The following is a 14094-nucleotide window of genomic DNA, read 5'->3' as shown; positions in this document are numbered from 1 at the left end:
AGCGCGACGCGAGCAGGAGCGGCTACGCTGACCGCCATGATCGACACGTCGCAGCAGGTCGGGGACCTACGGGCTCGGCGACGGAACGCCACCCGCATCGAGATCCAACAAGCCGCACTGGAGCTGTTCGAGGAGAACGGATTCGAGGCCACCACGGTCGACGAGATCGCGGCTGCCGCCGGCGTCTCCCCGCGGACGTTCTTCCGGTACTTCCCGACCAAGGAAGAATGCGTGCTGTTCGATCTCTACGGCTTCGACGAAGCCCTCGAGGCGTGCCTGCGCGCAGTCGATCCCGAGCATTTCGCTCTCGCCGACATAGAGTCGGCCTACCGGGCGGTGATCGCAGGCTTCGATGACCAGCGCAGCGAGGTCGCCGCGAACTTCAAGCGGATCCAGAAACTCGTACTCGCGACGCCGGCGCTCAGTCGCGCGGCCTTGGGGCGATACACAGACAAGTCGCGGCAACTCCCGGATCTGCTCGGTACGGGCACATCGGCGCGCAGTCGCGTGCACATCCGGATGGTCATCGAGATCGCGAACCTCGAGGTGCAGTGCGCCTTCGAGGAGTGGGCCGAGTCCGACGACACCGCAGAGGACGAGCCCGGACACGAACTGTTGGCGATCTACGACGATGTGTGTGCCCGGATGCGGACTCTCTGAGTACCGCGGCCCGCTCAGCCGAGAACGCGTGACCCCAGGTCCGCGACGACCTCATGGGGCTGACCGAACAGCTGTGCGCTCCCGTGCGCGCGCTTGAAGAACAACGAGATGTCGTGCTCGGCAGTGATACCGATTCCGCCGTGCAGCTGGATACCCTCGCCGGCCACGTGCGCGAACGCCTCGGAACAGTGCACGTGGGCGGCAGCCGCCAGATCGGCCGCATCGGGCGATCCTGCGACGACGCCGGCCACCGCCGCACGCGCGATCGACCGTGACGTCTCGACCAGTGCGTACATGTCGGCCATCCGGTGCTTGAGGGCCTGGAACGAACCGATGGTGCGCCCGAATTGCTTGCGCGACTTGGTGTAGTCGACCGTCAGATCCAGCGCGGCGCCGGCACCCCCGACCTGTTCGGCGGCCAGGAGCGACCGGGCCAGCGCACGCAACTTGCCAGGCACGTCCGGGCCCGACGGGATCGTGGTCGCCGGTGTCTCGTCGAACGTGACGCGCGAGAGCGCGCGACTGGGATCGACAACCGGCAGGGGAGTGACGGTGATGCCGTCGGCGTCGGTGTCGACGGTGTGCACGGTGATGGTGTCGCCACCTCCGGCGAGCACCACCAGCACGTCGGCGCACTCGGCATCCAGCACGTACTCGGCTGTGCCGGAAAGCAATCCGGCGTCTGCGGTCACTCCGGGTTCGGTCCAGCCGCGCTCGTCGGCCCAACAGACGGTGGCGATGCGTTCGCCCGACGCGATCGAGGGCAGCAGCTCACGCTTCGTCGTCTCGTCATCCGCGATGAGGATCGCCGCCGTCGCCAACGCGGATGCGAAGACCGGTACCGGGCTCAGTGAACGGCCGAGTTCCTCGAGGACCGCAGCGGTTTCGACGAACGACGCCCCGCCACCGCCATAGGTCTCCGGGATGGGTAGCGATGCCACGCCGATCTCCGTGCACAGGGTGTCCCACAACTTCCGATCCAGACGAGGTGTGGATCGCATAGCTGCCCGCGCGCTCGCGGAATCGGCTCGGCGCGAGACGAGTTCGCGGATCGCGTCGGCGAGCGCCTCGCGTTCCTCGGCAGAGATGGCGGGTGTGGAGGTCATGGCGGTCACAGCGACTCCAGAACGCGTCGACGCAGATCGGCGGGGGTTCCCCACGCCGTGAGCAGGGCACGGGTCTTGGTCAGATGCAACGACAGGTCGTGCTCGGTGGTGTACCCGATGGCGCCCAACACCTGCAGGGAACGTCGCGACGCGAGGTGGGCCGCATCGCCGGCGGCGACCTTGGCCGCGGCGACATCACGCCGGACATCGGTGTCCTCGGGCACCAACCCGTCGATGCCGAGGGCGGCGGCATACACCAGCGGGCGTGCCATCTCGATGGCGATCGCCACATCGGCGAGATGGTGCTTCACCGCCTGGAAGGAGCCGATCGCACGACCGAATTGCTTGCGGGCCTGCGCATAGTCGGCCGCCAGCGCGAGCATCGCGCCGGCCGAACCGAGCAGTTGCGCCGCCGTCGCCAGGGTTCCGATGTCGATGGCATCATCGATGGCGACGTCGTCGGCCAGCGCGGTGTCCGGGGATAGTTCGGCGAGGATGCGCGACGGGTCGACGGTGGCGACGAGCTCGCCGGCGGTGGCTGTGCTGAGCACACCGTCCTGCACCACGTATGAGGTCTCCGCGATCGGTGCGAGTGGCGCGACCGGCGGGATCGCAACGGTGGCGATTCCGCCCTCGGCGAGCGTGCTGACCCGGTCCCCGGACACTCCGGCCGAACGGAACAGCACCGGAAGCACCGCGATCGTCTCGACGATCGGTCCGGGTAACGCGTGACGGCCGATCTGTTCCATCGCGACGACCATCTCGATCGCTCCGGCCGATGCGCCGCCGCAGGATTCGTCGATGAGTAGTCCGTTGACGCCCGTCTCCGCCAGTGCCGAGATGACCTGGGCGACCGGTTGGTGGTCACCGGCGATCCACGCCCGCGCGCGGGACGGGATGTCGGCCTTCGTCAGTAGTGCGTCGACCGTCGACGCGAGATCGTCATGGACGTCGGAGAGAAGGAATTCCATGGTGTCACCTGTCTCCACGCGGCAGGCCGAGAAGCCGTTCCGCGATCACGTTGCGCTGGATCTCGTTGGTGCCGGCGTAGATCGGTCCCGACAACGAGAACAGATATCCGTCCATCCACGAGTCGTCGATCTCGGCGTCGACACCCTGCAGGTCGAGTGCCGTCTCGTGGGCGGCGATGTCCCACTGCGACCAGAAGACCTTGTTGATCGACGACTCCATGCCGAGCTGGCCGCCGGCCGCGAGCCGACTCACGGTCTGGTAGGTGGACAGCTCGTAGGCCCGTGCGCCGATCCATGCATCCGCCACGCGGGCATCGACATTCGCGGTCGTGTACAGGCCATCTCGGTTCTGTTTCCAGAGTTCGATGAGTCGGTCCGTGGTGGCCAGGAAGCGTCCGGGTGAGCGCAGTGACAGGCCGCGTTCATTGGCTGCGGTGCTCATCGCGACCTTCCACCCGTTATCGACGGTCCCGATGACGCCACTGTCGCCCGGGTTGGCCGGATCGTCCGGGACGAAGACGTCCTCGAGGAACAGCTCGGCGAATCCGGCCTCGCCGTCGAGCTGCTCGATCGGCCGGACGGTGACCCCGTCTGCGCGCAGGTCGAACATGAAGTAGGTCAGCCCGCGGTGGCGTTGTGCCTCTTTGTCCGTGCGGAAAAGGCCGAACGCCCAGTCGGCGAAACTCGACCGGGAGCTCCAGGTCTTCTGACCGTTCAACAGCCAGCCGCCGTCGGTGCGGGTCGCGGTCGACCGGAGCGACGCGAGATCGCTACCGGCCTCCGGCTCACTCCACGCCTGTCCCCAGATGTCGTCGGCGCGGGCCATCCGAGGCAGGATGCGGGCGAGCTGACCGGGGTTCGCGTGCTCGAAAAGCGTTGGTGCGAGTAGGAAAATGCCGTTCTGGCTGACGCGCCCAGGCGCGCCCGAGCGGTAGTACTCCTCTTCGAAGATCACCCAATGCAGCAAGCCGACATCACGGCCGCCGTACTCCTCCGGCCAGCTCACCACCGACATACGGTCGGCGGCCATCGTGCGTTCCCACTCCCGGTGCGCCTCGAACCCCTCGGCCGTGTCCATCGACGGAAGAGGCTGGGCGGGAACATAGTCGGCGAGCCAGCTGCGTACCTCGGTACGGAACTGCTCGGCGTCATCGTCGAAGAAGAGATCCATGTCAGCTCCCGTTCCCATTGGAGCCGACGCCGCTGGAACTGCCCGAAGAAGCCTTCATCGACTTGGCGTCCATCCCGCCGAGCGAATCCCCACCGGACTCGGCATTGGCCGCATGGGCGAAGTGATGCCACCCGAACACTGAGTCCATCGAATTGCGCAAACCCATCTGGTCCTCGCAGATGTTGACGGCCTTCTTCGACAGGAACAGCCCCTGCATCGGCATCGCGACCATCTTCTCGGCGATCGTGTCCACCTTGGTGGCCAGCTCGTCGCGGGTGACGACGTGGTTGACCATGCCCCATTCGGCGGCCTGGGTGGCGGTGAAACGTTCGCCCGTGAACAGGATCTCCTTGGCGCGCCGGGTTCCGAGCGCGAAGGCATGCGCGAAGTACTCGACGCCGGGGATGCCCATCCGCGCCACCGGGTCGGAGAAGAAGGCGTCGTCGGAAGCGACGATGAAGTCGCAGATCCAGGCGAGCATCAGGCCGCCCGCGATGCACGCGCCGTGCACCTGCGCGATGACCGGCTTGGGGATCTCCCGCCACCGGCGACACATCCCCATGTACACCTCCATCTCGCGGGCGAGGCGTTGATCGGCGCCGGACTTGTCGGTGTGATCCCAGTGCAGAACCGCGACGTTGTCGTAGTAGGTGTCGAAGTCGCGCTCCGGCGTGCCGATGTCGTGACCGGCCGAGAAGTGCTTGCCGTTGGCCCGCAGCACGATGACCTTCACCGCGGTGTCGTCGACGGCCTTGCGGAACGCCGCATCGAGCGAATAGGTCATCACCGAGTTCTGCGCGTTGCGGTACTCGGGACGGTTGAGCGTCACGTACGCGACGGCGCCCTCGGGGCCGCCGACCTCGTAGGCGACCGGCGACGACTCCGGACCGAGGTCGTCGGGACCGAGGGCGGGTGGGATGACGGCATCGCTCATGCGACGAGCCTAACCTAGCAAGTGCTTGGTTGGTAGTCGGGCCAGGTCGGCGGCGTTGATCGCCTGGCAATGCGGGCAGGCGGACCCGCCGCTGTTTTCAGTCAGTTCGACTTGCACACGCGCGTCACCGCAGTCGGGTCGAGATCGAACTCGCGGCCGCGCGCGTCTGTTCGGCCAGATGGCGCAGGTCGGCGGCCGGCAACGTCGTGTTTGGGCATACAACAATCGACGCGACAACCAGCCCCGACGAGTCGAAGATCGGGGCGCCGATGGTCACCGCCGCCACATGGCCCTCGAGTTCGGCAGGCAGGTAATCGATCGCCGACAACTCCGTCAGCAGGTCGCCCACCCGCGCTCGAAGCCGATCGGACACGCTGTCCAATGTACCCAACGCCTCGATCATCGCGACGTGGTCGTCGGTCATCCGCTCGATGGAGTACCCACGCTCGGAAACCGCGTCCAGCACCGTCCGCAAGCGCGCGCGGATCGTGTCCGGGGCCTGCGCGATCCATGCGGCCTGGGACTCGACCGATTCATAAGCGATGAACTCACGGCAGATCGGTGGCCGGAGGCGGACCTGACGGCCGTGCCGAAACCACGGTGAATCGTCCCGGTCACGAACTCGTGCGGGTACGACGTGGTCGGTCACCGTGATCAGATCTGACCCGATCCGCTGGGCGACGAACGCGGGCATGTCGAATCGTTCGCTCAGTTCACGTGCGCATGTGCTCGCCCACCGGGCGACGTTGTCGGCCGAACCGGTCGCTCGTGCCAGGGCCGCGAACGCCGGTCCGACGGTGTACGCACCGGTTTTTCCGTCGCGCAGCACCCAGCCGTGGTCGACCAGTTCGCCGACGATCGCATGGGCGGTGGCCCTGGACAGTCCCGTCCGCCGGACGATGTCGGCGAGCGGCAGAGGTGGCTGCTCGGGGCTCGCCAGGAGTTCGATGATGCGGATGACGCGACTCGTCGGGGGAGAATGTGAGGACCGGTCGTGGGGTGGGCCCGACGCGCGCGCGGGTTGTTGACGCGCGTCCGCCGACTCACCTACGGTCTGTGTCACATAGTCAATGCTTAGTGTCGAGTATTCGACATGTCAAGGAGTTCGAATGGTTCCGAGCGCAACGGGTGCAAAAGATCGGCGCGCGCATCACGGATACGAGTTGACCCACCTCGAGGCACTCGAGGCCGAGTCGGTGCACATCATGCGTGAGGTGGCCGCGACCTTCGAGCGGCCGGTCCTGTTGTTCTCCGGCGGCAAGGACTCGGTGGTCATGTTTCATCTCGCGCAGAAGGCGTTCTGGCCGGCGCCGGTGCCGTTCCCGTTGATGCATGTCGACACCGGCCACAACTTCGACGAAGTGATCGACTATCGCGACAAGGTGGTCGCGACGACCGGTGTGCGCCTGGTGGTGAGTTCGGTCCAGGACGACATCGACGCCGGCCGGGTTGTGGAGGACACGGGTCCCGGGGCGAGTCGAAATCGCCTGCAGACGACGGCGTTGTTGCGCGGTATCCAGGAGAACCGGTTCGACGCGGTGTTCGGCGGAGCGCGACGCGACGAGGAAAAGGCGCGGGCCAAAGAGCGGGTGTTCAGTTTCCGGGACGAGTTCGGCGCCTGGGACCCGCGCGCGCAGCGCCCCGAACTGTGGCAGCTCTACAACGGCCGCCACCACAAGGGTGAACACATCCGGGTGTTCCCGCTGAGCAACTGGACCGAGCTCGACATCTGGCAGTACATCGGCGCCGAGAACATCGAACTGCCGCCCATCTACTACGCGCATGAACGTGAGGTGATCCCGCGCGACGGGATGCTGCTCGCGAAAACCCGCTTCCTACAGCAGTATCCGGGTGAGGCGTCGCATGTGGAGATGGTGCGGTTCCGTACGGTCGGCGACGCGACGTGTACCGGGTGCGTCCAGTCCACCGCGGACACCATCGACAAGGTGATCGACGAGATCGCGATCACCCGCGTGACCGAGCGGGGCGCCACCCGCGCCGACGACCGTATCTCCGAGGCAGGCATGGAAGACCGCAAGAAGGAGGGCTACTTCTGATGCCCAAGGAACTGTTGCGGTTGGCCACCGCCGGCTCGGTCGACGACGGGAAGTCGACCTTGATCGGTCGACTGCTGTTCGACTCGAAGACGATCTTCACCGATCAGCTCGAATCCATCGAACGCACCAGCGCCGAGCGTGGCGACGAGTACGCCAACCTGGCCCTGTTGACCGACGGCCTGCGCGCGGAGCGGGAGCAGGGCATCACCATCGATGTCGCCTACCGCTACTTCTCGACGCCCAGACGCAAGTTCATCATTGCCGACACCCCGGGGCATGTGCAGTACACCCGCAACATGGTGACCGGGGCGTCGACAGCTGATCTGGCGATGATCCTCGTCGACGCCCGGAAAGGCGTGCTGGAACAGACCAAGCGGCATGCGTTCCTGTCGTCGTTGCTCGGGATTCCCCACCTCACGATCTGTGTGAACAAGATGGATCTCGTCGACTGGTCGCAGGAGCGATTCGACGAGATCTGTGACGACTTCATCGCTTTCGCCGCGAAACTCAATGTCACCGACCTCACCTTCATCCCGTTGTCGGCGCTGCAGGGCGACAATGTCGTCGACCAGTCGGTGAACATGCCGTGGTACGAGGGTCGTCCGCTCCTCAATCACCTGGAGAACGTCTACATCGCGTCGGACCGCAATCTCATCGATGCGCGGATGCCGGTGCAGTACGTGATCCGCCCACAACGCAGCGATGGCGCCGACCACCGCGCCTACGCCGGGACGGTCGCGGGCGGCGTGTTTTCCCGCGGCGACGAGGTGGTTGTCCTGCCCAGCGGGTTCAGCACCACCATCACCGAGATCTGGGGCCCCGGCGGCGATCCGGTGGACGAGGCCTTCGCGTCGATGGCGGTCTCGATGGAGCTCGCCGACGAGATCGACATCATGCGCGGCGACATGTTGGCACGCCCGAACAACCGGCCGTTCGTCGGCCGCGACCTCGACGCCATGGTGTGCTGGTTCTCCGACGACACCGAGCTGCGGCCGGGGAACCGCTACGCGATGATGTGTGGAACACGCGCCACCCGCGCTCAGATCAGCGGTCTGAACTACCGGCTGGACGTGAACACCCTGCATCGCGATGAAGAAGCGAAAACGTTGGAGCTCAACGAGATCGCCCGAATCACGTTGCATGCCCAACAGCCGGTCATGTTCGACGCCTATCGGAAGAACCGGGAGACCGGAAGCTTCATCCTGATCGACGAGGCGACCAACAAGACCGTCGCGGCCGGGATGATCACGGCACCGGTGAGCAAGGACAGCCATGTGGTGTGGCAGACCACCAAGGTGACACGCGAACAGCGCACCCACCAGGGAGCGACCATCTGGTTGACCGGGTTGTCCGGGTCCGGGAAGTCGTCGCTGGCCGTTGAACTCGAGCGACGGATGGTGGCAGAGAGTCGACCCGCCTATCTGATGGACGGCGACAACCTTCGCCATGGGCTCAACGCCGACCTCGGGTTCTCCGACGACGACCGTCGCGAGAACATCCGCCGAACCAGTGAGGTGGCGGCGCTGTTCGCCGATGCCGGGGCAATCGCCATCGTCTCGCTGATCAGCCCGTTCGCCGAGGAACGCCAGCGTGCACGGGAGATCCATGCCGAACGGCGGCTGCCGTTCTACGAGATCTTCATCGACACACCGCTCGAGATGTGTGAGCAGCGAGACCCGAAGGGGCTCTATGCGAAAGCGCGGCGCGGCGAGATCAGCCAGTTCACCGGAATCGACTCGCCGTACGAACGTCCCGCCGACCCCGACATCGTCGTGACACCATCGGATGGCTCACCCGCCGAGGTGGCCGAATCGGTCATCCGCAACCTGGGACTGTAGGAGACAGCGTGTCGGACGATCGGGACCTCGCCGGTGACCTCGCCACCGCGGCAGGTCGACTGCTGATGGACATCCGAGCCGAGAGCGGCTTGCGTGGAAAGGAACTCGGCGCGGAGGGCGACCGGCGATCCAACGACCTGCTGCTGGCGCGGCTGGCGGCCGAACGGCCCGACGACTCCGTGCTCTCCGAGGAGTCCGCCGACGACAAGCGCCGACTCGACGCGCAACGGGTGTGGATCGTCGATCCGGTGGACGGCACACGGGAGTACGGAACCGACGATCACGCCGACTGGGCGGTGCACGTCGCATTGTGGCACGCCGACCGGGGGCTGATCGCGGGGGCGGTGGCGCTGCCTGCGCTCGGCATCACTTATGTCGACGACTCCGAACCCGTGAGCCCGGTGACCGGACTGGCGGCGTCCCCGAGGGGCGAGCATCCCCGAGTGGTGGTGAGTGCCTCACGCGCACCGGACTTTTCGCAGGCTGTCGCCGACGCTGTCGGCGGGGAGGTGTTGCCGATGGGCTCGGCAGGTGCGAAGGCGATGGCGGTGGTGCGCGGCGAGGCGGACGCCTACGTGCATGCCGGCGGACAGTATGAATGGGATTCGGCGGCTCCGGTCGCCGTCGCCGCGGCGAAGGGGCTGTGGTGCGGGCGGATCGACGGCAGCGAACTGGTCTACAACCAGGACGACACCTATCTGCCGGATCTGATCATCTGCCGACCGGAATTGCGTGACGCGATTCTCGGCGTGACCGCTGCGTCCTAGCGCCCCACGACGCTGGAAGAGTAGGCTACCGCTGGTTGAGTAGCGGTGTGCGAGCTTGCGAGCCCACCGCGTATCGAAACCTGGTGATTCAACCGCTGGTTGAGTAGCGTTGTGCGAGCTTGCGAGCCCATCGCGTATCGAAACCTGGTGACTCAACCGCTGGTTGAGTAGCGTTGTGCGAGCTTGCGAGCCCATCGCGTATCGAAACCTGGTGCGCCGGATCTCGATACGCCCTCCGCTAGCGCTCCGGGCTACTCGATCAGCGGAGGGGGACCGATCAGCGGAGGGGATCTCGATCAGCGGAGGGGCGAACGGTCAGGGTGAGCGCTGGAGTCCGGCAAGGACATTGCGGAGGGCGGTGCGGACGTCGTCGACCTCGATACGCATCAGTTCGTCCTCGGAGAGCGCCGCGAGATCAGGAGACGTCGACAGCCGATACTCGCGTTCCTCCTCAGCCGCCTCGACGATGTTGCGGATGAATCGTCCGTTGCCCGCGACGTCGCTGGCTCGCCGGAGACCCGAGGGTCCCTCGCGCACATCGTGATACAGCGGCGTACACGCCTGCTCGAGCATTGACACGGATTCGGGCGTGAGCAGGGAGTCGCGCCTACGAGCGATGAAGTCGCCGATACGCGCGAGTTCGTCGGGGGTGTAGGACTCGAAGCGGACACGCCTGGCGAAGCGGGACGCGAGACCGTCGTTGGAGGACAGCAGACGGTCGATCTCGGAATCGTAGCCCGCGATGATCACCACGAGGCGATCCCGGTCGTCTTCCATGCGGGCCAGCAGGGTGTCGACGGCCTCCTTGCCGAATGCGTCGCCGCCGGAGAGTCCTTGCTGGATGAGCGTGTAGGCCTCGTCGATGAACAGCACACCGTCCATCGCGGAATCGATCACCGCCGACGTCTTGGGGGCGGTGGAGCCGAGGTGTTCACCCACCAGGTCACGTCGCGTCGCCTCGATCACCTTGTCGGTCTTGATGAATCCGAGGCCGCAGTAGATCTTGGCGACGATCCGCGCGACTGTCGTCTTGCCGGTCCCGGGCGGACCGGTGAAGGCCAGATGCAGGCTGCGGGCCGCCGTGTTCAGGCCACGGTCGGCGCGCACCTTTGCCAGCGTCGCGGCCGACTGGAGTTTCGCCACCTGCTCTTTCACCGATTCGAGGCCGATCTGGTCGGAGAGTTCGCGCTGAGCGTCGGTGACCATCTCCGCCATCTCGGGGTGATCGGCGGTTTCCGAGACCAGGGATTCCGTCGGGTCGTCGACGGAGTTTGGATCCCACGGGTCACGGCGCTCGGCGATCTGGTCTGGCGATGTGATGACCAAGCGGTAGGTCGGCGACTTCAACGCCTGACCGGCCGGCGAGTTCGGATCGCGGGCGTAGGCCTGCTCGAACATCGTGCGGGCCTTGTCTTCTTGGCCTTGCTCGCGTAACGCGAGACCATGCAGGAACATCGCATGAGTGGCCAGCGCCGGGATCGGCCCGTCGATCACGTTCTGCAACCGCCGGATGCCCTCGCCGAACATCCCCATCTGCACGCACGCCATGCCGACCATGTTGTCGGCCGCGGCCTGCAGAAACGTGTCGTTCCATCGGTCCGACCGTCGGAGCGCGGTGAGCACATCGGGCCACCTCTGTGTCGACACGTAGAGGAACGCCTGGACGAACTCGACGATCGAGGTCCGATGCGCCGCCGGGATCTCGTCGAGAACCTCTTGTGCGCCGGCGTAGTCCTGACCGCGGGTCAACGACGCCGCGTAGGCGGCAGCGGCCTCGGTCGCATCGGTCATCGGGTAGTTGATGTGTGCGACCGTCCAGCGACCGGACAACGTGCGTGCGGGCAACCCGAGACGTCGCTGCTCATGGCCGATACCGGACCGGTTCCGGTAGAGCGCGAGCAACACCTCGTCGGTCTCCTCGCCGCACACCAGTCGGCCGAGCCAAGCGTCGGCCATCGACGGGTCCCATTCGCTGGCTCGGGTGAAGGCCTTGGTCGCCTGTTGAGGGTTGTTGATCGGCTCCTGGCCTTCGACGGCGATGCCCAACGACAACACCCCGAGCTCGAACAACTGCCTCGCTTTGCGGACGTCAGCCATCGGGTCCCCCAGTCCGTGCTTTCCTGCATGGCTCCGTGCAGGAAAGCGTGGTGCGCGACCTGCCGGTGTCAGGTGCTCAGCGTAGCGGTGTCGCCGGTCACGCCCGCACGCGCCCGCATCGTCGACTGACCTACACTCGTCAGAGTGAGTGCGCAGGTGGATACCGTTTCAGCCGCTGCCGGCAGCCCCGACCAACCGCAGCCGTTCCGTGAGCTCGGACTGAAGGACGACGAGTACACGCGGATCAAGGAGATCCTCGGTCGACGTCCGACGGACGCCGAACTCGCGATGTACTCGGTGATGTGGTCGGAGCACTGCAGCTACAAGTCGTCGAAGGTGCATCTGCGCTACTTCGGTGAGACCACCACCGAGGAGATGCGCGCGAGCATGCTCGCCGGGATCGGCGAGAACGCCGGCGTCGTCGACATTGGCGACGGATGGGCGGTGACCTTCAAGGTCGAATCGCACAATCACCCCAGCTACGTGGAGCCCTACCAGGGTGCCGCGACCGGCGTCGGTGGCATCGTCCGCGACATCATGGCCATGGGCGCCCGACCGATCGCGGTGATGGACCAGCTGCGCTTCGGGCCGGCCGATGCCCCCGACACCCGCCGGGTCGTCGACGGCGTGGTCCGCGGCGTCGGCGGCTACGGCAACTCGCTGGGCCTGCCCAACGTCGGCGGCGAGACCGTCTTTGACGCGAGCTATGCGGGTAATCCGCTGGTCAACGCGCTGTGTGCGGGCGTCCTGCGCACCGAAGACCTGCACCTCGCGTTCGCGTCGGGTGCGGGCAACAAGATCATCCTGTTCGGCGCGCGCACCGGTCTCGACGGCATTGGTGGTGTGTCCGTGCTGGCGTCGGAGACCTTTGACGACGACGGCGACAATTCTGGTCCGAATCGGAAGAAGCTGCCCAGCGTGCAGGTGGGCGATCCGTTCACCGAGAAGGTGCTCATCGAGTGCTGCCTCGAGCTCTATCACGCAGGCCTCGTCGTCGGCATCCAGGATCTCGGCGGCGCCGGACTGTCCTGTGCGACGTCGGAGCTGGCCGCGGCCGGCGACGGCGGCATGCACATCGACCTGGAGAAGGTGCCGATGCGCGCCGAGGGCATGACCCCGGCCGAGGTGCTCTCCAGCGAGTCGCAGGAGCGCATGTGCGCGGTCGTGACGCCGGAGAACGTCGACGCATTCCTGGCCGTGTGCAAGAAGTGGGATGTGCTGGCCACCGTGATCGGAGAGGTCACCGACGGAGAGCGCCTGGTCATCACCTGGGATGGCGAGACCGTCGTCGACGTGCCGCCACGCACCGTTGCCCACGAGGGCCCCGTCTACGAGCGCCCGGTCGCCCGTCCGGACTGGCAGGACGGTGTCATCGGGTCGACCACCGCGGATCTGTCGCGGCCCGCCACGGCCGACGAACTGCGCGCGACCGCGCTCGAGCTGCTCGCGTCGCCCGCCCTGTGTAGCCGCAAGTTCATCACCGAGCAGTACGACCGCTACGTGCGCGGGAACACCGTGCTCGCCGAGCACGCCGACTCGGGCATGGTCCGCATCGACGAGAACTCCGGACGAGGCATCGCGCTCGCCACCGACGCATCGGGCCGCTACACCTATCTCGATCCCTATCGGGGGGCGCAGCTCGCGCTCGCCGAGGCCTACCGCAACGTCGCCGTGTCGGGGGCGTCGCCCAAGGCCGTCACCAACTGCCTCAACTTCGGGTCACCCGAGGATCCCGCCGTGATGTGGCAGTTCCAGCAGGCGGTCCGTGGCCTCGCCGACGGGTGCGCCGAACTCGGCATCCCGGTGACCGGCGGTAACGTCAGCTTCTATAACCAGACCGGGTCGACGGCGATCCTGCCGACACCGGTGGTCGGTGTGCTCGGCATCATCGACGACGTCCATCGTCGGGTGCCGACAGGTTTCGGCACCGAGCCGGGGGAGACGCTGATTCTGCTCGGCGAGACCCGCGACGAGTTCGACGGCTCCATCTGGTCGCAGGTCGCCCACGATCACCTCGGTGGTGTGCCGCCGCAGGTCGACCTCGCCCATGAACGGCTGCTTGCCGAGATCATGGTCGCCGCCTCGCGCGACGGGCTGGTCTCGGCCGCCCACGATCTGTCCGAGGGCGGCCTGTTCCAGGCCGTCGTCGAATCGGCGCTGGCCGGTGAAACCGGTTGCCGCATCCTGCTTCCCGAAGGTGCAGACCCCTTCGTGTGGCTGTTCTCCGAGTCCGCCGGGCGTGCCATCGTCGCCGTGCCGCGCACCGAGGAATCGCGTTTCAGCTCGATGCTCGACGCGCGTGGGATGCCGTGGACGCGGATCGGCGTGGTGGATCAGGGCAGTGACTCGGTGACGGTGCAGGACCACTTCGAGGTCACCCTTGCCGAGCTCCGCGCCACGCACGAGGGCACGCTGCCGCAGCTGTTCGGCTGACACTTTTGGCCGCAGTTTCAGGTTCCGGCTTGGAGCGGGAACTGCGGCCAGAGTCCGAAA

At 66.4% G+C, this 14094-nt stretch carries 11 protein-coding genes; 5 read left to right on the top strand and 6 right to left on the bottom strand.

Annotated elements, in window-relative coordinates:
* The first annotated feature begins 36 nt into the window (after positions 1 to 36).
* A complete protein-coding gene (locus tag VZC37_RS04325) occupies positions 37 to 660 on the top strand; it encodes a TetR family transcriptional regulator (RefSeq protein ID WP_330431171.1) in 624 nt (207 codons plus the stop codon).
* Positions 661 to 674: 14 nt separating this feature from the next.
* Here VZC37_RS04325 and VZC37_RS04320 read toward each other — a convergent pair whose 3' ends face one another.
* The 5 genes from VZC37_RS04320 to VZC37_RS04300 all read right to left on the bottom strand — a co-directional run bounded on the left by VZC37_RS04320 (position 675) and on the right by VZC37_RS04300 (position 5905).
* A complete protein-coding gene (locus tag VZC37_RS04320) occupies positions 675 to 1766 on the bottom strand; it encodes an acyl-CoA dehydrogenase family protein (RefSeq protein ID WP_330431170.1) in 1092 nt (363 codons plus the stop codon).
* 5 nt (positions 1767 to 1771) lie between these two features.
* Positions 1772 to 2737, bottom strand: a complete 966-nt coding sequence (locus VZC37_RS04315; RefSeq protein ID WP_330431169.1) for an acyl-CoA dehydrogenase — start codon at positions 2735 to 2737, stop codon at positions 1772 to 1774.
* Between the two features lie 4 nt (positions 2738 to 2741).
* Entirely contained in the window at positions 2742 to 3908 is a 1167-nt protein-coding gene (locus VZC37_RS04310; RefSeq protein WP_330431168.1) for an acyl-CoA dehydrogenase family protein, read from the bottom strand.
* Between the two features lies 1 nt (position 3909).
* Complete coding sequence (locus VZC37_RS04305) at positions 3910 to 4842, bottom strand: enoyl-CoA hydratase (protein ID WP_330431167.1); 933 nt, start codon at positions 4840 to 4842, stop codon at positions 3910 to 3912.
* 124 nt (positions 4843 to 4966) lie between these two features.
* On the bottom strand, positions 4967 to 5905 hold the full coding sequence (locus VZC37_RS04300; protein WP_330431166.1) for an IclR family transcriptional regulator: 939 nt from the start codon (positions 5903 to 5905) through the stop codon (positions 4967 to 4969).
* 46 nt (positions 5906 to 5951) lie between these two features.
* Here VZC37_RS04300 and cysD point away from each other — a divergent pair, with 46 nt between their 5' ends.
* Genes cysD through VZC37_RS04285 form a run of 3 tightly spaced genes read left to right on the top strand, consistent with a single transcriptional unit; the run spans position 5952 to position 9504 of the window.
* Positions 5952 to 6899 carry a sulfate adenylyltransferase subunit CysD gene (gene cysD / locus VZC37_RS04295; protein ID WP_330431165.1) on the top strand — a complete coding sequence of 316 codons (948 nt, stop codon included), beginning with the start codon at positions 5952 to 5954 and terminating at the stop codon, positions 6897 to 6899.
* Complete coding sequence (cysC, locus tag VZC37_RS04290; protein ID WP_330431164.1) at positions 6899 to 8737, top strand: adenylyl-sulfate kinase; 1839 nt, start codon at positions 6899 to 6901, stop codon at positions 8735 to 8737. The genes cysD and cysC overlap by 1 nt, the downstream gene beginning before the upstream one ends.
* A gap of 8 nt (positions 8738 to 8745) precedes the next feature.
* Positions 8746 to 9504: a 3'(2'),5'-bisphosphate nucleotidase CysQ gene (locus VZC37_RS04285; RefSeq protein WP_330431163.1), complete on the top strand. Its 759-nt coding sequence runs from the start codon at positions 8746 to 8748 to the stop codon at positions 9502 to 9504.
* A gap of 315 nt (positions 9505 to 9819) precedes the next feature.
* On the opposite strand, the gene eccA is transcribed toward VZC37_RS04285, so the two are convergent.
* A complete protein-coding gene (gene eccA / locus VZC37_RS04280) occupies positions 9820 to 11601 on the bottom strand; it encodes a type VII secretion AAA-ATPase EccA (protein WP_330431162.1) in 1782 nt (593 codons plus the stop codon).
* Positions 11602 to 11745: 144 nt separating this feature from the next.
* Between eccA and purL the strand changes: the two genes are divergently transcribed.
* A complete protein-coding gene (gene purL, locus VZC37_RS04275; protein WP_330431161.1) occupies positions 11746 to 14034 on the top strand; it encodes a phosphoribosylformylglycinamidine synthase subunit PurL in 2289 nt (762 codons plus the stop codon).
* The last annotated feature ends 60 nt before the right edge of the window (positions 14035 to 14094 follow it).

This window comes from Gordonia sesuvii, assembly GCF_036350415.1.
Lineage (GTDB): Bacteria > Actinomycetota > Actinomycetes > Mycobacteriales > Mycobacteriaceae > Gordonia > Gordonia sesuvii.
Note: the sequence above shows the minus strand (reverse complement) of the source record. Positions and strands in the feature narration are given on the sequence as shown.

What these genes read in the sequence shown, in the direction of transcription:
- VZC37_RS04310 (WP_330431168.1), bottom strand. Translation starts at nt 3,908, where the DNA reads ATGGATCTCTTCTTCGACGATGACGCCGAGCAGTTCCGTACCGAGGTA.
- cysD (WP_330431165.1), top strand. Translation starts at nt 5,952, where the DNA reads ATGGTTCCGAGCGCAACGGGTGCAAAAGATCGGCGCGCGCATCACGGA.
- VZC37_RS04305 (WP_330431167.1), bottom strand. Translation starts at nt 4,842, where the DNA reads ATGAGCGATGCCGTCATCCCACCCGCCCTCGGTCCCGACGACCTCGGT.
- VZC37_RS04315 (WP_330431169.1), bottom strand. Translation starts at nt 2,737, where the DNA reads ATGGAATTCCTTCTCTCCGACGTCCATGACGATCTCGCGTCGACGGTC.
- cysC (WP_330431164.1), top strand. Translation starts at nt 6,899, where the DNA reads ATGCCCAAGGAACTGTTGCGGTTGGCCACCGCCGGCTCGGTCGACGAC.
- VZC37_RS04320 (WP_330431170.1), bottom strand. Translation starts at nt 1,766, where the DNA reads ATGACCTCCACACCCGCCATCTCTGCCGAGGAACGCGAGGCGCTCGCC.
- VZC37_RS04325 (WP_330431171.1), top strand. Translation starts at nt 37, where the DNA reads ATGATCGACACGTCGCAGCAGGTCGGGGACCTACGGGCTCGGCGACGG.
- eccA (WP_330431162.1), bottom strand. Translation starts at nt 11,601, where the DNA reads ATGGCTGACGTCCGCAAAGCGAGGCAGTTGTTCGAGCTCGGGGTGTTG.